The following is a 20,973-nucleotide window of genomic DNA, read 5'->3' as shown; positions in this document are numbered from 1 at the left end:
GGATCCAGCACCGCGCTCCGGCGGCTCCGAGGGACCGCACGGCGAACTTTCGCAGCTATCGATGGAGACTTATGTTCGCGTGTTGCGAACATTCCCTTGACATCAACGAAACATCACACGTATGAAGATAGATGTTTGGATGCGGGTCCGCAATCCTCGACCGGGGCTGATTGCCAGGGCCGTCACCCGATCGGCAGCGGCGCCGCAGCGAGGGAGCCGCGCACGACCGTCGTCACCTGGGCAGGACGTCGGACGTTACTCCATTAATTGACACTGTTCTATCCCTAGCTCATCCTGACCTCGTGGATCACCGGACGAGACCTACAGCGATCATCACGCTGTGTGACGTCCTGCGGGTCTGACTGCCGTTTCGGCGAACGGCACGAGGACCGACCACCGCACCCCGTGCACCCCTTGCGCGTCCAGGCACAACCTGGCGCGCCGTGGGGCCCGTGGTGGCAATCGGAGTTGCCCGCCCAACCTAGGAGAAGGCATGCGTCGCAACACATTGCTCATCTCAGTGATCGCCGGCCTGTTGCTGGCGCTCGGACTCGCCCCACCCGCTTCGGCGGCTCCGGCCTTCCGGGCCCTCGTGTTCAGCAAGACCACCGGTTACCGGCACGACTCGATCCCGGCCGGGATCAGCATGCTCCAGCAGCAGGCCGCGGCGAACAACTTCGAGGTGGTGGCGACCGAGGACTCGAGCGTCTTCACCGCCAGCAACCTGGCGACCTTCGACGTGATCGTCATGCTCCAGACCTCCGGCATGGTCTGGACCTCGGCCGCCCAACGCCAGGCGGTGGAGGGTTACCTCGCCAGCGGCAAGGGCATCGTGGCCATCCACAACGCCACCGACATGGGCATCGAGTCCGAGTACCCGTGGTGGGACAACACCATCAACGCCGGCGCCCACATGCCCGAGCACTCGCCCGGCGTGCTGCAGGGCACCGCCATCGTCGCCGACAAGAAGCACCCGTCGACGGCCAGCCTGCCGGATCGGTGGACCCGCAGCGAGGAGTGGTACAACTTCGACTCCAACCCGCGCGGCAAGGTGCACGTCCTGGTGACCGCCGACGAGCGCACCTACAACCCGGGATCCCGGGCGATGGGCCCGGACCACCCGATCTCCTGGTGTCGGGACACCGGCGGCGGGCGGGTGTGGGCCACCGCGATGGGCCACGCGATCGCCTCCTACAGTGAGACGAACTTCCAGAACCACGTCCTCGGTGGCATCAAGTGGGCCGCCGGTAACGCCGCCGGCGACTGTGGCGGCACCGTCTGGGGCAACTTCGAGAAGCGCACCCTGGACGACAACACCGTCGACCCGATGGCGATGGCCGTGGCCCCGGACGGGCGCGTGTTCTACGCCCAGCGCGGCGGGCAGCTGAAGATCTTCAAGCCCTCCACCAACAGCACTGTCACCGCCGGCACGCTGAGCGTCTACACCGGCGGTGAGGACGGCCTCACCGGCATGGCGCTGGACCCCAACTTCGCCACCAACGGGTACGTGTACCTGTACCACTCGCCGGCGAGCAGCTCGACCGACGTCAACCGGGTCTCCCGCTTCACGATGAGCGGCGACACGCTGAACACGTCCAGCGGCGTGACGATCATCGACATCCCGGCGTACCGCGACCGGACGTTCCCCGAGCCCGGCCACACCGGCGGTTACATCGAGTTCGGTCCGGACGGCAACCTCTTCATCGGCACCGGTGACGACACGCCCCCGAACCTGGACCCCAACTGGCAGGGCTACGCCCCGCTGGACTGGCGTTCGGGCAAGTCCAACCTGGACGCCGCGCGCAGCGCGGGCAACACCAACGACCTGCGCGGCAAGCTGCTGCGCATCCGCCCCGGAGCCAGCGGCAGCTACACCATCCCGAGCGGCAACCTCTACCCCCAGGGCACGGCCCAGACCAAGCCGGAAATCTACGCGATGGGCTTCCGCAACCCGTTCCGGTTCTCGATCGACGCGGCCACCGGCTGGGTCTACCTGGCCGACTACGGACCGGACCGCAACCCGCCCACCACCAACCGCGGCCCCGAGGGCCTGGTCGAGCTCAATGTGATCAAGACGCCCGGCAACTACGGCTGGCCGTTCTGCCACGGCAACAACCAGCCCTACGCGCCGTTCAACCCGGACACCGGCGTCGTCGGCTCGAAGTTCAACTGCTCCGCGCCGGTCAACAACTCGCCGAACAACACCGGCCTGACCAGCCTGAAGCCGGTCGTCATGCCGAACATCTGGTATGGCTACCCCACCTCGACGACCTTCCCGGAGCTGGGCTCCGGCGGTTCCGCGCCGATGGGCGGCCCGGTCTACCGGTACGACGCGTCGAACCCCTCCGCGACGAAGTTCCCGCCCTACTACGACGGGGTGCACTTCTTCTACGAGTGGTCGCGCAACTACATCAAGGAGGTGCACTTCGACTCCTCCACGGCGGTGACCCGCACCAACCCGTTCATGCCCAGCGGTGGGTTCAACAAGCCGATGGACATGGAGTTCGGCAAGGACGGCTCGCTCTACCTGCTGGAGTGGGGCACCAACTTCGGTGGCGGCAACAGCGACTCCGGGCTCTACCGGATCGACTACATCCAGGGCGGCCGGTCACCGATCGTCAAGGCCACCGGCACACCCACCAGCGGCTCCTCACCGCTGACCGTCCAGTTCAGCAGCGCGGGCACGTCCGACCCGGACGGCAACACGCTGAGCTACCTGTGGACGTTCGGCGACGGCACCACCTCCACGGCGGCCAACCCGTCGAAGACGTACACCTCCAACGGCAACTACACGGCCCAGTTGAAGGTCACCGACAGCACCGGCAAGACGGGCTTCGCCAACGTCCCGATCACCGTCGGCAACAGCGCGCCGGTGGTCACCATCACCACACCGGGCAACGGAGGCATGCTGACCTTCGGTGACAAGGTGTCGTACCAGATCACCGTGACCGATCCGGACGGCGGCACCGTCGACTGCTCGAAGGTCATCCTCAACCCGGCACTGGGTCACGACGACCACGCGCACGAGACCACTGAATACCCGGGCTGCTCGGGCACCATCTCCACCGACCTGCTCGGCGGGCACCCGGATGGCGCCAACCTGTTCTACGTGCTGAACGCGCGGTACACCGACAACGGCGGCTCGGGGGGCGGGTCCCCGCTCACCGGCACCGCGCAGGCGATTCTTCAGCCGAAGCACAAGCAGTCCGAGTACTTCAGCAGCCAGTCCGGCATCCGGGTCGTCGACCAGGCGGCGGCGGAGAGCACCAAGCGCGTCGGTGACATCTCCACCAACGACTGGATCGCGTTCAGCCCGATGAACCTGTCGGGCATCTCGACGGTCAGCTACCGCGTGTCGTCGCCCTCCGGTGGCGGTTCGATCGAGCTGCGCGCCGGCTCACCGACCGGCACCCTGCTGGCCACCACCACGGTTCCCAACACCGGCGGCTGGGACAACTACCAGTCCACGACTCCGGTGAGCGTCGCCGCGCTCAGCGGGACGCAGACGCTCTACATGGTGTTCAAGAACAGCAACAATTCGTTCGATCTGGACTCGCACACCTTTGGCGGCAACGGCGTCGGGACACCCGGCAGTGGTGACGGCGGTGGCCTGGCGGGCAAGACCTACACGGTCACCGCGCAGCACAGCAACAAGCTGATGGACGTCAGCGGTGTCTCCACCGCCGACGGCGCCCAGATCACCCAGTGGGCGAACACCGGCGGCAACAACCAGAGGTGGCAGGCCGTCGACGCCGGTAACGGCGCGCTCTACCTCAAGGCGGTGCACAGCGGCAAGTGCGTCGAGGTGGTCGGCAGTTCGACCGCTGCGGGTGCCTTCCTCCAGCAGGCCACCTGCAACAACGGCAACCAGCAGAAGTTCACCGCCACCGCGACGGGAACCTCCGGCGTGTACACGGTGAAGAGTGTGCTGAGCGGCCTCTGCGTGGACGTCAACGGTGCTGCCACCACCGACGGCGCCCGGCTGTTGCAGTGGACCTGCCACAGCGCTGCCAACCAGCAGTGGCGGTTCACCGCGGTGTGACCCCGCGGCTGTCGCGGTAACAACTGACGTCCCGGTCGGGACCGGTATCCGAGGAACGGAGCCGGTCCCGGCCCGGACGTCGTCGTGGATCAGGCAGACCGACCGGGAGGCGCGGCGAGCAGACCGGCCGCCGCCAGGTCGTCCCACAGCTCCTCGGGTACGACGATCCCGGACCGTCGCACCGTCTCGACCGCCTGCGCCTCGTCGCGGACGCCGACCACCGTCGACACCACGGCCGGGTGCCGGCGGACGAAGGCGAGGGCCGCCTGCGGCAGGGTCACCCCGTACGTCTCGCAGACCGTGGCGATCCGCCGCGCCCGCTCGATCAGCGCCGCCGGGGCCTGCTGGTAGTTGTAGACGGCGTCGGCCGGCGGACGGTCCCGCGACAACAGCCCGGAGTTGTAGACGCCCGCGATGACCACGCCCACCCCCCGGTTCTCGGCGGCCGGCAGCAGGTCGGCCGCCGCGCCCTGTTCGAGCAGGGTGTACCGCCCGGCGCACATCATCACGTCGACGTCGGTCTCCCGGACGAACCGCGCCAGCATCGCCGACTGGTTCATGCCGGCACCGATGGCACCCACGACGCCCTGGTCGCGCAGGTCGATCAGGGCGGGTACGGCCTCGTGCGCGGCCTGCTCCCAGTGGTCGTCCGGGTCGTGCAGGTAGACGATGTCGATGCGGTCCAGCCCGGTCCGGTCCAGGCTGGCCTCGATGGAGCGGAGCACGCCGTCGCGGCTGAAGTCCCACACGCGCCGGTGGGTCGCGGGCACGTCGAACCCGTCGGAGTCCCGCAGGTGCGCGTCCTGGGGCGACGGCACCAGGAGTCGCCCGACCTTCGTCGACACCACGTACCCGTCGCGCGGCCGTTGGCGCAGCGCCGCACCGAGGCGGCGCTCGGACAGCCCGAGACCGTAGTGCGGCGCGGTGTCGAAGTACCTGACGCCCGCCTCCCACGCGGCGTCGACAGCCGAGGCGAACTCCTCGTCCGTCGTCGTTCGGAACAGGTTGCCACCCTGGGCCGCGCCGAAGCCCAGCTCGGTGAGCCGTAGCTGCGGCCGGCGCGGCAGTGCGCGCGCCATCACGACGCCTCCAGCCCGTAGACGCGGCGGGCCGTCTCGCCCCAGACCGATGCCTGGTCGGCCCCGTCCTGGCCCTCCAGCAGCTCTGCCAGGGTGTCGACCCACCGCTGGTACGAACTGGCGAGCAGACAGACCGGCCAGTCCGAGCCGAACATCAGTCGGTCCGGCCCGAACGCGTCGAGGGCGTCCTCGACGGCGGGTCGAAGGTCAGCCGTCGTCCACTGCGGGAGCGGCACCTCCGTCACCAGCCCGGAGAGCTTCGCCGTCGTGTTGGGCGAGGCCGCCAACGACCGCAGGTCCCGGCTCCACTCCGCCAGCTCCGAATTGCCCAGCGCGGGCTTGCCCAGGTGGTCGAGGACGAAGCTCACCTCGGGCAGGTCGCGCGTGAGACGCGCGGCCATGGGGAGCTGGTGTTGGCGTACCAGCAGGTCGAAGACGAGGCCGGCCGCGCCGACCGCCGCGATGCCCCGACGGACGTCCGGGCGGTCGAGGTATGCCGGGTCGCTCTCGGACTGCACGAGGTGGCGGATGCCGACGAGGCGTTCCCCGCCTCGGGCGGCCTGTAGACGTCCGAGACGCTCGGTGACGTCGTCGGCGGTCAGGTCCACCCAGCCGACGACCCCACGTACCAGTGTGTCCTCGGCCGCCACGCCCAGCAGGTCCACCGTCTCCGTGTCGGAGGCGATGGACTGCACCACCACTGTCGCGGTGACCCCGGCCGCCCGCGCCGGCGGCGCGAGGTCGGCGGGTTCGAAGTCGGCGTCGATGGCCGCCATGGTCACCGGGTCGATCCACGTCTGCGGGTGCCGCGCGCGGACCCAGAGGTGGTGGTGCGCGTCGACGATCCCGGCGCGCCCGGTCTCCGGTGCGCCCGTCATCGGCCCAACCAGCCGCCGTCGACGGGCAGCACGACGCCGTTGACGTAGTCCGACGCGGAAGACGCCAGGAAGACCGTGGCACCGCCGAGGTCGTCGGCCCGGCCCCACCGCCCGGCCGGGATCCGGCCGAGGATCGCCTGGTTGCGGTCGGGGTCGTCGCGCAGCGCCTGCGTGTTGTCGGTGGCGATGTAGCCGGGCGCGATGGCGTTGACGTTCACGCCGTGCGCCGCCCACTCGTTCGCCAGCGCCTTGGTGAGGCCGGCCACGCCCGACTTCGACGCGGCGTAACCGGGGACGGTGATGCCGCCCTGGAAACTCAACAGCGACGCGGTGAAAATGATCTTCCCGCGGCCACGCTCGACCATCGTCCGGCCGATCTCCCGGCTGAGGATGAACTGGCTGCTGAGGTTCACCTCGATCACGTGGTCCCACATCTCGTCCGGGTGCTCCGCGGCCGGGGTGCGGGCGATCGTGCCGCCGTTGTTCACCAGGATGTCGACCGGCCCGAGCGCGACGATGTCGCTGGCCAACCCGTGCACGGCCGCCCGGTCACCGAGGTCCGCCCGCAGCGCGGTGAACCGGCGGCCGGTGGCTCGCACCCGACGTTCGACCTCGCTGCCCTCCGCTTCGAGCTGGGCGGAGACGCCGACGATGTCGGCACCTGCCTTTGCCAGGGCCTCGGCCATGGCGAGGCCGATACCGCGCCGCGCCCCGGTGACGACGGCGGTCCGTCCGGACAGGTCGAACAGGGCCGTCACTGGTTACCCTCCCGCACATCGAGCAGCACCTTCATGACGCCGCCGCCCTCCAGCGCCGCGAAGGCCGCGCTGGCCGCCTCGACCGGCTCGACCCGGGAGATGAGCTGCCGTGCCGGGATCGCACCGGAGGCGACCAGTTGGATCGCCTCCACCATGTCGTCGCGCTGATACAGCCGGGCACCGAGGAGTTCCAGCTCACGCCAGAAGAACCGGTGCAGGTTGACCTCCCGGGGCTGGGGGTGGATCGCCACCATCACCAGCCGCCCGCGAGTGGTGAGGACGTCGACCGCCGTGGTGACGCCGGCCGCGGAGCCGGACACCTCGAAGGCGATGTCGGCGCCCGCGCCATCGGTACGGTCGTTGACCAACGCGACGACATCTGTCGATCGCGGGTCGACGGCCTCGATCCCGATCCCTTCCGCCACCTCGCGTCGGAACGGGTCCGGCTCGACGAGGAGCACCCGCGCGCCGCGGCTCCGCGCGACGGTGGCGATGAGGACGCCGACCGGCCCACCGCCGACCACGACCACCTGGTCGTCGGCTGTCACGTTCCCCCGGCGTACGTCGTGCACGGCGACCGCGACCGGCTCGACGAGCGCCGCGTGGTCGAGTGGCAACTCCTCCGGCAGCGGCAGGACCAGTTCCACCGGCACGGTCCAGGAGGACTGCATGGCGCCCGGCGAGTCGATGCCGAGGAAGTTCATCGCGTGGCAGACGTGGGAGTTGCCCCGCTGGCAGGCGGCGCACCGTCCGCAGGGTCGGGTCGGCATCACGGTGACGGGTTGACCGATGTTCCAGCCGGTCACGCCCTCGCCGACGGCCGCGATGCGCCCGGACATCTCGTGCCCGATGATCGCGGAGTCACCGACCCGGGCGTCCATGTCGCCATGGTAGATGTGCAGATCCGTACCGCAGATCCCGGTGTACGCCACCTCGATCCGTACCTGGCCGTGACCCGGCGGCTCCGGGTCACGGTTCTCGATTCCGAGGTTTCGCGCCCCCCGGTAGACGACTGCCTTCATCGTTCCTCCGTCTCGACGGTCGGTACGTCGGTCGTGCCGACCGGGCATGGTCGTGGGTGCATCGCCGTCGCGATGCACCCACGCCTTCCCTCGTTCTGGTGGTCAGCTCAGTGCCGTACGGTCGGCGACACCTCGTTGCCGGAGTTCAGCGGCACGGTGGGCACCTGGCGGGTGGGGATCACCCCGTCGACCCCGGCCAGCAGCCGCCGTCCGGCCCGCTCCGGCCGGACGTTGGGGCTGTCGGCCGTATGCGCCTGCGGGCGGCGGTTGGCCGCCCGGATCCGCTCCTCGTCCACCCGGACACCCAGCCCCGGTGAGTCGCCGAGGATGAAGGCGCCATCCTCGACGTGCAGGTCGATGGAGACACCAACCGGAGAGTGCAGGTCCTGCAACTCGCTGGTCAGGTGGTTCGGCACCGAGGTCGCGGCGTGCAGCAGCCCGACCGGGCTGTTGCCGATCGGGCTGACCGGCAGGTCGTGGGCGTGTGCCAGGGCGGACGCGCGCAGGAAGTGGGTGACCCCCCAGACGGCCGCCATCTGGACGATGTCGACCGCGCCGGCCGCGATCAGCGGACGGAACTGTTCGAGCCCGGTGAGGTTCTCACCGGTGGCGACCGACGCGGACACGCCTCGGCTGACCGCGGCGAGACCCTCGGCGTCCCAGCGCCGGACCGGCTCCTCGATCCAGATGAGGTCGAGGGTGCGTTCCAGTTCGCAGACGTGCCGGACGGCCTGCTTGCGGGTCCACGCCTCGTTGACGTCGAGCATCAGACCCGGGCGCCGGCCGCGCCCGGCCTCGGTCAGAACCTCCTTGACCAGGCTGAGGCGGTGCCTGTCGCTCTCGATGTCGAGGCCACCCTTGAGCTTGGCCGCTCGTAGGCCGTGGCTCGCGTAGACCTCGTACTCCGCGACGAGTTCGTCGTCGGTGAGCCCGATGTCCAGCCCGGACGCGTAGGCGGTGACCCGCCGGTCTCGTCCGCCCAGCAGCCGCCACAGCGGTTCGCCGGCGGCCTGCGCCTTGATGTCCCACAGCGCGGTGTCCAGGGCGCCGATGGTGCCGAACACCGGCCCGGCGTGGCCCGCCTTGAAGGTGTGCCGCAACATGCGGTCGTACAGGGACGTCACGGCCCGGGGGTCTTCACCCTCGATGGCTGGGAAGATCCGCTCGATCTCGACGTGCGGCCCGAGGCCGACTCCCGAGATGCCCTCGTCGGTGTCGACGATGACGATCGAGACCGGGACCACCCCGTCGGCGAACACCCCGTTGGCGTCGCCGACGGGTCGCCCCCATTCCTGGACCGTGGAGAGCGTCCGATATCCCGTGATCCGCATGTCAACCCTTCGTGGAACCGGCGGCCACACCGTCGGCAATTTGGCGCTGGAGGAACAGGTAGACCAACAGGACGGGTATCGCGGCGATCAGCACCCCGGAGGCGAAGGTGGGGATGTTGTCGGAGTACTGCCCGCGCAACGAGGTCACCCCGATCATGAGCGTCCGGTGATCGGCCGAGGGCATCATCACCAGCGCCATCAGGACGTCGTTCCAGCAGAACAGGGCGTTGAGGATGCCTACCGACAGCAGCGCCGGGGTGCCCAGGGGCAGCATGATCCGGCGATACACGCCGTACACGGTGTTGCCGTCGATGCGCGCGGCGTCGACGATCTCCGACGGAATGCCCTTGTAGTAACTGGTCATGAGAAAGACCGTGAAGGGCAGGAACTGAGCCACGTAGACGAGGATCAGTCCGGGGTACGTGTCGATGAGCGCGGTGTCGGCCATGATCCGCGCGAGCGGCACCATGATCACCTGGAACGGGATGAAGAGACCCGCGAGGCAACCCAGGAACAACGCCGACGAGCCACGGAACCGCAGTTGGCTCAGGGCGAAACCGGCCATCGACCCCAACAGCAGCAGCAGGAGCACCGACACCGTCACCACGAACAGTGAGTTGACGAAGTAGCGGCCCATGCCGACGCTGTTCCACGCCGTGCTGATGTTCTCCCAACGCAGAGCGTCGGTCAGGGAGAACCGGTCGAGAATGTAGTCACGGCGCGTCTTCATCGCGACGTTGGCGGTGAACAGCAGGGGGTAGATCGTCGCCAGGGCCAGCAGCGACATGGGGACGGCGATCAGCCAGAAGCCCAGGCGGAGGCGAGACATCAATCCTCCTTTCCGGATCGTTCGAGCAGCTTGATCTGCAACAGCCCCACCACGAGCATGATCATGAAGAGGATCGTCGACGCGGCCGAGGCGAGAGCCGGACGGTTCATCTGGCCCTGCTGCTTCCAGATGTAGAACTCCGGCAGGTACGTCGACCCCTCCGGCCCGCCGCTCGTCATCACGTAGAGCAGCCCGAACATCGAGGTCAGCATGCCGATCATCGTGGTCACGAAGACGAACTGGATGGTGCGCGAGAGGCTCGGGACGATCACGTGCCAGACCACCTGGCGCAGCGACGCCCCGTCCACCCGGGCAGCGTCCAGCAGCGCGGGGTCCAGCGTGGCGAACCCGGCGAGGAACACCACAAGGGCCATGCCGAAGGTGGCCCAGATGTGCACGCCGACCACCATGAACATCGCGATGCCCGGGTCACCGAGCCAGTCGATCGGCGCGACACCGACCGACCCGAGGACGGCGTTGAGGGGGCCGTCGAAGGCGAGCAGAAGGTTGAAGATCGCACCGACGATGACAGGTGAGAGCACCGCGGGGAAGAAGTAGACGCTGCGGTAGAAGCGGTGACCGGGCACCCGCAGGTAGATGAACGTCGCGAGCAGACCGGGGATCGCCACCGCCACCGGCAGCAGAAGGACCAGCAGCCCGACGTTCTTCAGCGCGGTCTGGAACAGCGGGTCGGCGAAGAGCTCGCGATAGTTGCCGAACCCGACAGCCGTCCCGTTCTGCGCACCGTCGCCGGTGAAGGAGAAGTTGACCCCGAGGAGCAGCGGGTAGAGGCGCAGCACCACGATGATCAGGACGGCCGGGGCGACCAGGATGTAGGGGGCGTAGCGTTCGGCCCGCACACCGCTACGCGTGCGACGGGGTTGTGCGCCACTCCGATGCGGGGCGGGGGTGGCCGCCGCCCCGCCGGCCCGTCCAGCCGAAGCTGGACGGACCGACGGTTGCGTGTTTCCCATTGGCACGAGGTCAGCCCGCCTGGTCGGAAGCGGCCAACTGCTTCACCACCTCGTCGACGCTGACCGAACCGCTGAGCAGCTGCTGGGAGAGGCGACCCATCAGGTCCAGCGTCTTCGAGGAGAGCGCCACGTGCAGAGCGGGCTTGCCACTCTTCAGCTCGCCGACGATGGTGCCGACGGCCGGTCCGGCCTGCGACACGTCGATGGTGGTGTCCGCGGCGATCGCGCCGGCGTCGGCGTAGAAGGCCTTCAACGCCTCGGCCGAGCTCAGGGAGCGCACCAGGTCGGCGGCCACCTTCGGGTCCTTCGTCCACTTGGCGACCGCGTAGCCGATGCCACCGTCGTACGGGAGGCTCGGGGTGGTGCCGGCGGTGACGATCGGGGCCTTCATGACGCCGAGCTTCTCCGGGGTCAGGAACTCGTTGAAGTCCTGCCAGTGGCCGACGTCCGACATCAGGCCCATGACGTGCGCGGCCTTACCGGACTGGAAGAGCGCGAAGGAGTCGTTGAACATGGCTGTCGAGTTGGCCCCGTCGCTGTTCATCTTCTTGTCGCCGGACTCCTTCCAGGTCTGGAAGATCCGCTTGACGTTTGCCGAGTTCCAGTCGCGCTTGCCGGCGATCCAGGCGTCGTACTCCGCGGTGGTGAGGGTGGTCGAGCCGAGGCTGGAGAGCCAGAACTGGATGCCGACGCCCTCCTTGTTGCCGAGGGCGAAGCACTTGGAGCCGGCCTTGGCGATGGCGGCGCAGTCGGCGACGAACTTGTCCCACGTGGTGGCCGGGCTGGCCGGGTCGAGGCCGGCCTTCCGGTAGATTTCCTTGTTGTAGTAGATGGGGTAACCCTGGAGCGTCACCGGGGCGGCGTAGGTCTTGCCGTCCTTGGCGAACGCCTCCCAGCCGGCCAACCGCTGCCGGTCCTCGGCCACGTACTCGTCGATGGGCACCAGCGCGTCCACCCGGTCGCGGATCTGGCCGCCACCGTTGAACAGCATCACGTCCGGGCCCTTGCCGGACTGGATCGCCGCACCGAGCAGGGTGTAGTACTGGTCGAAGGGCTGCGCGACGAACTCGACCTCGACGTCGGCGTGCTTCTTCTTGAAGTCGGCCTTGGCCTTCTCCAGATAGGATTTGGCGAATGGCTCGCCGGACTTCCAGTCCCAGACGACCAACTTGCCGTCCGAGCTGGTTGACTTGCCCGAATCGCTAGCACTTCCACAACCGGCCAGGGCCAGGCCCACAACGAGGACGGCCGACCATATTGCGCGCTGTCTCATCAGTTGTCACCTCTATATGGGGGGTGGCCGGCGGGTGTCCCGCGAGCCAAATGTTGACCGGAAGGTAACTCGTATGACGTGTGACGTCAACAGTCGGCCGTACACTGGCCCGGACGTCGTGCCACGGCGAGCCATTCGGAGGGGGACATGACGCCACCGCAGGAGACAACCCTGAACAGCCCGGCGACCCCGGCGTGGGTGCGTCGGCCGACCAACCTCGCCAGGGCGGTCACCGCCGAACTGGTGGAGCGAGTCGTCCGCGGCGTACACCCGTCCGGGACATCGCTGCCTCCCGAACCGATCCTCTGCGAGACCTTCGGCGTGAGCCGGACCGTCGTCCGGGAAGCAGTCAAGATCCTTCAGGAGAAGGGGCTGGTGCAGGTCCGCCAGGGCGCCGGCACCATGGTCACCCCGCCGTCACACTGGGACATGCTCGACGAGCTCGTCCTCGCGGCCACCATCGCGGTGGACGACAGCCTCGCCATACTCGACGACCTGGTCGTCACCCGACGGGTGCTGGAGTCCGACATGGCGAACGTCGCCGCCCGCCTCGCCGACACCGAGACCGTCGATCGACTGCGGGCGATGGTGGACCGGATGGACGAGCTCGTCGACGACCACGTCACCTACCACGACCACGACCGGGCCTTCCACGACACGATCATGCAGGCATCCGGGAACCGCATCGCCCGTGGCGTCGTGCGCGCGCTGGAGAGCCAGGTCATCAACACCGCCCGGTACATGGGCCGGACCGAACGCGCGTTGTGCGTGGCGTCCAACCAGGGTCACCGGCGCATCTACGAACGCATCGCCGCCCACGACTCCAACGGCGCCGCCGAGGCGATGTTCACCCACATCACCGAGGCCTGGTTGGTCCGCCGCAACGGCTCGGGGAGCCCGGTCCGCCTCGAACGCTGACCGTCACGGACAAACCAACGGCGCCCACCCCCGAGGTACGGGAGCAGGCGCCGCCAGCTGAGACCGACAGGTCACGAGAACTGGGCGAAGAACCTCCAGATCTCACCCTTGGTCCAGGTGGTGATGCCGCTCTCGGCGTAGGTGCCGTCCACCGGGCCGGGCATGTGACCGTTGTCGTACGCGGCCCACTGCACCGGGTAACCGGACCGGCAGCCCGAGTACGTGGTCGTGACGTGCGTGCGGCTGCCGGCAGCCGGCTCGCGCGGGCTCTGCGCGGTGCAGCCGTTGTTCCGGACGAAGGTGTCGCGCAACGCCCGGCCACCCGAGATGCCCAGGACGTTGTCCGAGATGCCGTGCAGCCCGAAGTACGCGATGGGCTGCGTGCCGCCACTGCAGCCGCTGATCTGCCCACCGGAGATGACCGCGACGGCGCGGAAGGCGTTGGCCCGCGCACAGGCGACGGCGTAGCTCATGCCGCCGCCCCAGCTGAAGCCGAGGGCGAACCGCTGCCTCGGGTTGACGCAGAGGCTGCTCTCGATCCGGCTGATCATGTCATCGACGAAGACGATGTCCTCACCGCCGGAGTTGCCCCAGCCGTTGCCGAACCCCTGGGGCGCGACCAGGATCGCGCTGTTGTTCGACTGCTCCTGCTGCCCGTAGTAGGACCACGGAGTTCCGCTGGTGCCGCCGGAGGAGATCTCCTGCATGGTGCCGCCGCGCCAGTGGAACGCGAAGATCAGCCGGTAGGGGTTGCTGTTGTTGTAGTTGGCGGGCACCCGGAGGATGAAGGTTCGGCTCTTGCCGTTGCTCTGGATGGTGTGCGTGCCGCTGGCCAGCGTCGGCGCCTTGCCGCACCCGCTACCACCCGTCGGCGGTGGCGTCGTGGGGTCGCTGCCGCCCACCTGGACGAGCTGCCACTGCTGGTTCGTGCCGCCCCAGTCGGCGTACTGCACGACGTTCCCACCGTCAGCGGTGGACGCGCCCTGCACCTCGACGGCCTTGTTGCTGTTGCGATTGATCAACCGCACATAGCCACCATCGGAGTCAGCCAACCGGAACTGCTGGTTCGTCCCATTGAGGTCCGCCCACTGCACGATCGCCCCACCGTCAGCGGTCGAGAAACCACTGACGTCGAGCACCTTGCCCGAGTGCCGCGACTTGACCCGGTAATAACCACCACCAGAGTCCACGAACTGCCACTGCTGATTCACCCCGTTGTTACGCGTCCACTGACTGATCCGCGCCCCATCGTTGGTAGCCGACGCATACAGATCCAACGCCTTACCACTGTTCCGGTTCACCAACACGTAGGAGGCGTTGGTGTCCACTGTGGCTGCCGCCGCGGGCGCCGCGTTGACCGCGACGAGTGTGCTGGCTGCCATGACCGCGGCCGCCGCCGCGGCCAACCCTGACCGCCAGCGACGTCTCTGTCGAGAGGCGGGACGAGCCTCACCGAGGGCTTTCATGGTGCACTCCTTCGATCGGGGTCACCCACGAGCGGAACGCCCGCGGGTGCCCTGGCGTGCGTGCCGGCGTCCTGGTGGTGGCGTCAGCACGTGTGGGGGGTGTTGTGCGGGGGTACGGCGGCCCGCCCCGGATGGGACGGACCGCCATTCGTCAGACCTCGCCCGGGCGGGCGCCGGCCGGATCCCGATCGGCCGGCAGCCCTCTCTCCCCCAGGTCGATGGTGGCGGTCGTCAGCCGATCCGGACCAGTTGCCACTGCTGGTTGGTGCCGCCCCAGTCGGCGTACTGCACGATGTTTCCACCGTCGGCGGTGGACGCGCCCTGCACCTCGACGGCCTTGTTGCTGTTGCGGTTGATCAGCCGCACGTAGCCGTCAGCCGAGTTCGCGAGTCGGAACTGCTGGTTCGTGCCGTTGAGGTCGCCCCACTGCACGATCGCGCCGCCGTCGGCGGTGGAGAAGCCGCTGACATCGAGCACCTTGCTGGAGTTGCGCGACTTCAACCGGTAGTAGCCACTCCCCGAGTCGACGAACTGCCACTGCTGGTTGACGCCGTTGTTGCGCGTCCACTGGCTGATCCGCGCCCCGTCGTTGGTGGCCGAGGCGTATACGTCCAGCGCCTTGGCGCTGTTCCGGTTCAGCAGCACGTACCAGGCGCTGGTGTCCACCCCGGAGCCCGGCGGGGGCGTGGTGGGCGGGGTCGAGCCACCGTTCAGAGCGTCCAGGACGGCGGTGTACGCGGCCTTCTTGTTGCCGTTGCAGTCGAACAGCAGGGCGTTGTCCGAGCCACGCCACGAGTCGCAGTCCCGCACGCCCCACACGGTGATGCCGGTGCAGCGCGAGACGGCCAGGCAGGCGCGGGTGACGGCGCCGTAGATGTTTGCCTGGTTGCCGCCGGTCATCACGTCCAGCTCGGTGATCTGCACATCCACACCGAGATCGGCGAAACGCTGGAGGTTGGCCTGGTAGTCACTGGCCAACGAGGTGCCCAGGTGCGACTGGAAGCCCACGCAGTCGATCGGCACGCCACGGGACTTGAAGTCCCGCACCATGTTGTAGATCCCCGTCGACTTCGCGTTGATCCCGTCGGTGTTGTAGTCGTTGTAACACAACTTCGCACCCGGATCCGCCGCCCGCGCCGCCCGGAACGCCGCCTCGATCCAGTCGTTACCGGTGCGCTGCAGGTTCGAGTCCCGACGCCCACCACCGCCGCCATCGGCGAACGCCTCGTTCACCACATCCCAGGCATAGATCTTGCCCCGGTAGTGCGTCGCGACCTGCGTGACGTGGTTGATCGCCGCGTTCCGCAACGCGGTGCCGGACATGCCCTGCGCCCAACCCGGCTGCTGTGCGTGCCACAGCAGGGTATGACCCCGCACGCTCATCCCGTTGGCCTGCGCATGGCTGACCAGACGATCACCACCGGAGTGGTTGAACTGGCCCTGCGACGGCTCGTTGGATGCCCACTTCATCTCGTTCTCGGCCACGACACTGTTGAACTCACGGTTCAGAATCGTCGTGTACGCGCTGGTGGACAGCTTGCCCGTCGCGACGGCAGCGCCGAAGTAGCGGCCCTTCTCGGCGGCGGCGGCCTTCAAGGTCGTGCCGGCGCCGGATGCGGGGGTCAGCGCCACCGTCATGCCGGTGGTGAGGGCGACAGCGATGGTCGCCGCCGCCAACATCGTTCTCATGGGTTTCATGGCGTTCCTTTTCAGTGGTTGCATCGGTGGTGGTGATGTGCCACTTCGCTCGGGGTAACCGATCGGGGACGGCCTTCCTGGCTACCCGGCATCAGCACGCGCGGTCCGAGAGGGCTGTCGCGGCGTCTGCCGGTCCCGAGGTGACGTCCGCGTGCCCTGCAGGACGTCGTGATCGGAGGTACGACCCGTGCGGCTCGCCCGGTGAGCCACGACAGCGATCGTCCTCTATATCGAGAGTGAGCGATAACATGCCGTTCGTCAAGACGTAACGGGCCGTTCACGACGATCTCCCGGAACGCCACGTTTCGCTCGGCGCCAAACGCCCAGGGCAACCGCGCTCAGCCGCCGCACGACAAGGGGACGACCCGTACCACCATGCCGCCGCGGTCGCGCCGCACGGCAACTCTGTTATCGCTCACAGTCGCCGGCCGGCGGCGACCGCCTCGTGGTTCACCAGCACCCGGTGGCCGAGCTACGCGAAGACGGTTACGCCGTTTTCGCGTCGGCGCGTATTCCGGCAACCAGGTCGGCGGTGGTGTGCGCCTCGATGCCGGGCTGCGCGGCGTCGGCGAACCGCTCGACAACCGCCCGGACGTGCCGCTCGGCGGGTGCGGCGAGGCCGTCGTAGACGGCCGCGAACAACTCCCGCGCCGGACGCCTGAGCCATTCCCGTGGGAGAAGCTCCACGGGCAACTGCGGATCGAGGACGGGGAAACGCCGGAAGGTGTCCATGACCTCGGTACGGGCCCGCACCGCGGCGGCGCCGTCGACCCGCCCGGACACCACTCCGGGCAACAGCGGCGTCCACCGCCGCAGGAACGCGTCGTAACTCCGGCTGATCGCCTCGATGTCCCAGGCTTCGATCGGCGCTCGGTGAATGGTCGAGGCGAGTGCTGTCTGCCGCCCACGAAACACCGTCACGGCGCCGAGGGTGAGCCGGTCGAGCTCGGCCCGAGCCGCAGGAGTCAGCTCCTGCGGTGAGATCCACAAACCGTCGTACAGCGGCGCGTAACCGAGCCACCGGAGTTGCGCCCGCAGGGCCCGACGCTGCGTGCTGCGATCCTGCGGCAGCGAGAAGGCGACGATCGTCCAGCACCCGTCCCACCGCGCCGTGGAGCTGGTGGAGGCGAGGATCCAGTGCCCTCCGGCGGAGAGGCTGGCGGCGGCGGCGCGGCTGAGGCGGTAGGAGCTGCGCCGCCCCAGTCGACTGCCCTCCAGCACGCCGCGGCGGGCCAACCTGCTGATCGCGGTCCGCGCGCCGGCCGTCGTCACGCCGGTCTCCCCGAGCAGCGCGACGATGGCGGCGGACGGGAGGGCGACACGCGTCCGCAGCGTGTAGTCGGCCAACAGGGTCACCGCGACACCCTGGGGCGAGTTGCCGACCTGCCGGCGGGGCAGCCGGAGTGCGTGGTCTCCGTCGTCCGGATAGATCTCGTCGATGTCGAAGAGGCTCGCCACAGGCACTCCGTGCTCCTCGGGGACGGTACGACGACTGTAGACGGACCGGCACCGCTCTTCATAAATAGAGCATCCTCGATTGACACTTGTTGGCCCGAGGGGAACACTAATTGCCACGCGACGCCATCCGAAGCCGGGCTGGGCGAGCCACAGGTAGCGGGCAGCGTGCGATCACAGCGGGAGTCGGGCAGACCCGCCGGGTCGCACAGCCAATCCAGCCTGCACAGGCAATCGAAGGAGTCGTCAGTTGAGAATCAGAAGGAAACTGCTACTCGCCCTGGCCGCGTCACTGGTGGCGGCCGGACTGGTGGCCCCCACGGTGGGGCCCGCGTACGCGGCGTCACTGACCGAGGTGACCAGCTTCGGTGAGAACCCCGGTCGGATGCGCATGCACGTCTACGTGCCGGACAACCGCCCGGCCCGGCCGGCGGTCGTGGTGGCCATGCACGGCTGCGGCGGGTCCGGCCCGGGCTTCTACTCCGGGAGCGAGTTCGCCAGCCAGGCCGACCGGTACGGATACATCGTGATCTACCCGTCCGCCACCCAGCAGGCCGGGTTCGGCAACTGCTTCGACACCTGGTCGGACGCCGCCAAGCGGCGTGGCGGAGGCAGCGACCCGGTGTCGATCATCTCGATGATCCAGTACGTGCAACAGCAGTACGCTGCCGACCCGGACCGGGTCTACGCCACCGGCAGCTCGTCCGGCGGCATGATGACCAACCACATGCTGGCGCTCTACCCCGACGTGTTCAAGGCTGGCGCCGCGTTCATGGGCGTGCCGTTCAACTGCTTCGCCAACGCGGCGGACTACCCGCCCGGGAGCAGCCAGTGCACCGGCGGAAACATGAATCGGACCCCGCAGCAGTGGGGCGACGCGGTCCGCCAGGCGTACCCCGGCTACTCCGGACCCCGCCCGCGCGTGCAGCTGTGGCACGGCACCAACGACACGCTCGTGCCGTACTCGTTGTTGCAGGAGGCGATCGAGCAGTGGACGAACGTGTTCGGGCTGAGCCAGACACCCACCTCCACCGACACCCCTCAGGCCAACTGGAACCGGCGCCGGTACGCCGACAGCAGCGGCACCGTTCAGGTCGAGGCGTACAGCATCCAGGGGGCCGGGCACAGCCTGCCGTCCGGCGGCATGGCCGCGTCCGCGATCGCGTTCTTCGGGCTGACCAACCCCACCACGCCGCCGCCCACCATCCCGCCGCCGACCACCCCGCCCCCGACCACCCCGCCGCCGGCTTCCGGCGCCTGTCGGGTGACAGTCGAGGTCAACGCCTGGAACACCGGGCTGACCGAGAACATCACAGTCACGAACACCGGCACCAGCGCCGTCAACGGCTGGTCGGTGGTCTTCACCCTGCCGGGCGGGCAGACCATCACCTCGGGCTGGAACGCCACCTACTCGCCCAGCTCGGGGCAGGTGACGGCCAGGAACGTCGGCTACAACGGCGCCATTCCCGCCAACGGCTCGGTGAGCTTCGGCTTCCAGGGCACCCACACCGGTAACAACGCACGACCGTCCTCGTTCACCCTCAACGGCGCGTCCTGCACGGTCACCTGAGACCGGGTCGACGTCCACGCGAGCGTGCGCCGGTCACCACGAGGTGGTGACCGGCGCACGACGCGTTCTGGCCTCGCCAGGATCAGCGGTAACCGGCGGTCACCACGTTGGCCTGCACGGCGTTCTCGGTCGCGTCGGACGGATAGCCGGCGACCATCGCCCCCTCGTAGAAGGTGCCGGCGCTCAGGTTCGCGCCGCCGTCGGGCTTGCAGCAGTCACCGCCACTGCCCAGGATGATCGCGCCCTGCTTCTTCATCGGGCTGTATCCCGACGGGAGCGAGCCGTCCCACAGCGTGTAGAGGCTGCCGGACTGGGCGTTGCTGCCCTTGATGGCGAAGCGGGACACGCCGTTGTTCTTGAGCGTCGCGGTGACGAACTTGCTGGTGAACGCGCGTTGGTTCGGGTTCCAGGAGCTGCTGCCACCCGGGAAGAGACCCCATTCGAGGTCGGCCTGGACCCAGGGTCCGCTGCCCGAGCAGCCGCCGAACCAGCACTGCTTGCCGAAGTTGATGGCGTCCATCGCCCCGGCGGCGTCGGCCTTCCTGGTCGTCTCGCTGTTGCCGTAGTCGAAGCAACAGCCGCTGTTGACGTGGGTCCCGCTGGTCACCATGTACATGCCCTCGGGCGCCGCGCCGGTCGGCACGCCGGTGAGGTGCCCGTCGCGCCAGTAGCTGTTGCCGGGGTTGATGTAGAGCGAGTACGCCTTCGCGCCTCCGACGGTCAGCGACTCTGAGGTCGCGATCGCCGGCTTGCTCTGGGGAGAGCCCGGCACCACGCTCGACCCCTGGTACCAGAGGTCGTTTCCGCGCCCGGACTGGTCGAAGACGACAGTGATCACGCAGGTCGTGCCGGTGCAGAAGGAGTCCTGCGTCGCCGCGTTGGCGGTGCCACCCGTACCCGTGAGCCCGATGTTGCGGGTCGTGTTGTCCGACGAGCGTCGGACCTGGTAGAGGTTGCCGGCGTACGCCTCGTAGAGCGCCCGCGTGGTGCTGTGCGCCGCGATGCACGGGGTGCCGCCGGAGGTGTAGATGTCGCACGGACGCGCGCCGGTCGGCGGGTTGGTCGGTGGCGGGGTGGTGGTCGGCGAGGCCCACTGCTGGTTGGCGCCGCCGTTGCAGGCCCAGAGGATGACCTTGGTGCCGTTCGCGGTGGCGGCGGCGTTGGCGTCGAGGCAGAGCCCGGACTGCACGCCGGTGATGGTGCCGTTGCTGTTGACGTTCCACTGCTGGTTGTTCTGGCCGTTGCAGTCCCAGATGATCGCCTGGGTGCCGTTGGTGGTGCCTCGGCCGGAGGCGTCCAGGCACTTGTTGCCGTACACCTGCAGTTGCTTGGTCGACGTCCACGTCCACGTCTGGCCGGCAGCGCCGTTGCAGTCCCAGAGTTGCGTCTGGGTGCCGTTGGTGGTGCTGGAGTTGGGCACTTCGAGGCAGCGGCCGGACGGCGTACCGACGATCGGGGTGCTCTGCCCCGGCTCGATGGCGGCCGCGAGTTGAGCGGCGGCCGCCTCGGCGATCGGCGACGGGGCACCGGGGGTGGCGCCGATGCCGACGAGAACGCCGACCAGGGCACCCGCCAGGGCGGTCAGACGACGGGCGCGTTGACGCCTCGGAATGGGTGCACGGGCTTTTCCTGGCCCGGTGGGGGACGGGGTTCGCACGAGGCGGCTCCTCGAAGTCGTGG

Annotated in this window: 15 protein-coding genes; 3 read left to right on the top strand and 12 right to left on the bottom strand. The window is 68.7% G+C overall.

Annotated elements, in window-relative coordinates; genetic code table 11:
- The first annotated feature begins 493 nt into the window (after positions 1–493).
- Complete coding sequence (locus tag KBX71_RS02130; protein WP_210816226.1) at positions 494–4,042, top strand: ThuA domain-containing protein; 3,549 nt, start codon at positions 494–496, stop codon at positions 4,040–4,042.
- Between the two features lie 89 nt (positions 4,043–4,131).
- Here KBX71_RS02130 and KBX71_RS02125 read toward each other — a convergent pair whose 3' ends face one another.
- The 8 genes from KBX71_RS02125 to KBX71_RS02090 form a co-directional block, all read right to left on the bottom strand.
- The gene (locus tag KBX71_RS02125; protein ID WP_247682728.1) at positions 4,132–5,121 is read right to left on the bottom strand and encodes an aldo/keto reductase; all 990 of its coding nucleotides are present in this window, start codon (positions 5,119–5,121) and stop codon (positions 4,132–4,134) included.
- Positions 5,121–5,999: an amidohydrolase gene (locus KBX71_RS02120; protein ID WP_210816224.1), complete on the bottom strand. Its 879-nt coding sequence runs from the start codon at positions 5,997–5,999 to the stop codon at positions 5,121–5,123. Before KBX71_RS02120 ends, KBX71_RS02125 begins: the two co-directional genes overlap by 1 nt.
- Positions 5,996–6,757 (bottom strand): 2-dehydro-3-deoxy-D-gluconate 5-dehydrogenase KduD, encoded by a 762-nt coding sequence (gene kduD, locus KBX71_RS02115; RefSeq protein ID WP_210816223.1) that lies wholly within the window; start codon positions 6,755–6,757, stop codon positions 5,996–5,998. Before kduD ends, KBX71_RS02120 begins: the two co-directional genes overlap by 4 nt.
- A complete protein-coding gene (locus KBX71_RS02110) occupies positions 6,754–7,779 on the bottom strand; it encodes a zinc-binding dehydrogenase (protein WP_210816222.1) in 1,026 nt (341 codons plus the stop codon). Before KBX71_RS02110 ends, kduD begins: the two co-directional genes overlap by 4 nt.
- 107 nt (positions 7,780–7,886) lie before the next feature.
- Positions 7,887–9,110 (bottom strand): mandelate racemase/muconate lactonizing enzyme family protein, encoded by a 1,224-nt coding sequence (locus tag KBX71_RS02105; RefSeq protein ID WP_210816221.1) that lies wholly within the window; start codon positions 9,108–9,110, stop codon positions 7,887–7,889.
- A 1-nt stretch (position 9,111) separates the two neighbouring features.
- Positions 9,112–9,939, bottom strand: coding sequence for a carbohydrate ABC transporter permease (locus tag KBX71_RS02100; RefSeq protein ID WP_210816220.1), 828 nt, complete (start codon positions 9,937–9,939; stop codon positions 9,112–9,114).
- Complete coding sequence (locus KBX71_RS02095) at positions 9,939–10,799, bottom strand: carbohydrate ABC transporter permease (protein WP_240639182.1); 861 nt, start codon at positions 10,797–10,799, stop codon at positions 9,939–9,941. Before KBX71_RS02095 ends, KBX71_RS02100 begins: the two co-directional genes overlap by 1 nt.
- A 124-nt stretch (positions 10,800–10,923) precedes the next feature.
- A complete protein-coding gene (locus KBX71_RS02090; RefSeq protein ID WP_210816218.1) occupies positions 10,924–12,186 on the bottom strand; it encodes an ABC transporter substrate-binding protein in 1,263 nt (420 codons plus the stop codon).
- Between the two features lie 147 nt (positions 12,187–12,333).
- Here KBX71_RS02090 and KBX71_RS02085 point away from each other — a divergent pair, with 147 nt between their 5' ends.
- Entirely contained in the window at positions 12,334–13,104 is a 771-nt protein-coding gene (locus tag KBX71_RS02085) for a FadR/GntR family transcriptional regulator (protein WP_124820206.1), read from the top strand.
- A 71-nt stretch (positions 13,105–13,175) separates the two neighbouring features.
- Here KBX71_RS02085 and KBX71_RS02080 read toward each other — a convergent pair whose 3' ends face one another.
- The 3 genes from KBX71_RS02080 to KBX71_RS02070 form a co-directional block, all read right to left on the bottom strand.
- Positions 13,176–14,486, bottom strand: coding sequence for an RICIN domain-containing protein (locus KBX71_RS02080; RefSeq protein ID WP_374102565.1), 1,311 nt, complete (start codon positions 14,484–14,486; stop codon positions 13,176–13,178).
- A 315-nt stretch (positions 14,487–14,801) separates the two neighbouring features.
- Positions 14,802–16,268: an endo-1,4-beta-xylanase gene (locus tag KBX71_RS02075; RefSeq protein WP_210816216.1), complete on the bottom strand. Its 1,467-nt coding sequence runs from the start codon at positions 16,266–16,268 to the stop codon at positions 14,802–14,804.
- Positions 16,269–16,754: 486 nt separating this feature from the next.
- The gene (locus KBX71_RS02070; protein WP_210816265.1) at positions 16,755–17,726 is read right to left on the bottom strand and encodes a PaaX family transcriptional regulator C-terminal domain-containing protein; all 972 of its coding nucleotides are present in this window, start codon (positions 17,724–17,726) and stop codon (positions 16,755–16,757) included.
- A gap of 247 nt (positions 17,727–17,973) precedes the next feature.
- Here KBX71_RS02070 and KBX71_RS02065 point away from each other — a divergent pair, with 247 nt between their 5' ends.
- Positions 17,974–19,293: a PHB depolymerase family esterase gene (locus KBX71_RS02065; RefSeq protein ID WP_210816215.1), complete on the top strand. Its 1,320-nt coding sequence runs from the start codon at positions 17,974–17,976 to the stop codon at positions 19,291–19,293.
- Between the two features lie 82 nt (positions 19,294–19,375).
- Here KBX71_RS02065 and KBX71_RS02060 read toward each other — a convergent pair whose 3' ends face one another.
- A complete protein-coding gene (locus KBX71_RS02060) occupies positions 19,376–20,950 on the bottom strand; it encodes an arabinofuranosidase catalytic domain-containing protein (RefSeq protein WP_210816214.1) in 1,575 nt (524 codons plus the stop codon).
- Between the last annotated feature and the right edge of the window lie 23 nt (positions 20,951–20,973).

Origin of the sequence: Micromonospora sp. D93, from assembly GCF_018070365.1 — a bacterium.
Lineage (GTDB): Bacteria > Actinomycetota > Actinomycetes > Mycobacteriales > Micromonosporaceae > Micromonospora > Micromonospora ureilytica.
Note: the sequence above shows the minus strand (reverse complement) of the source record. Positions and strands in the feature narration are given on the sequence as shown.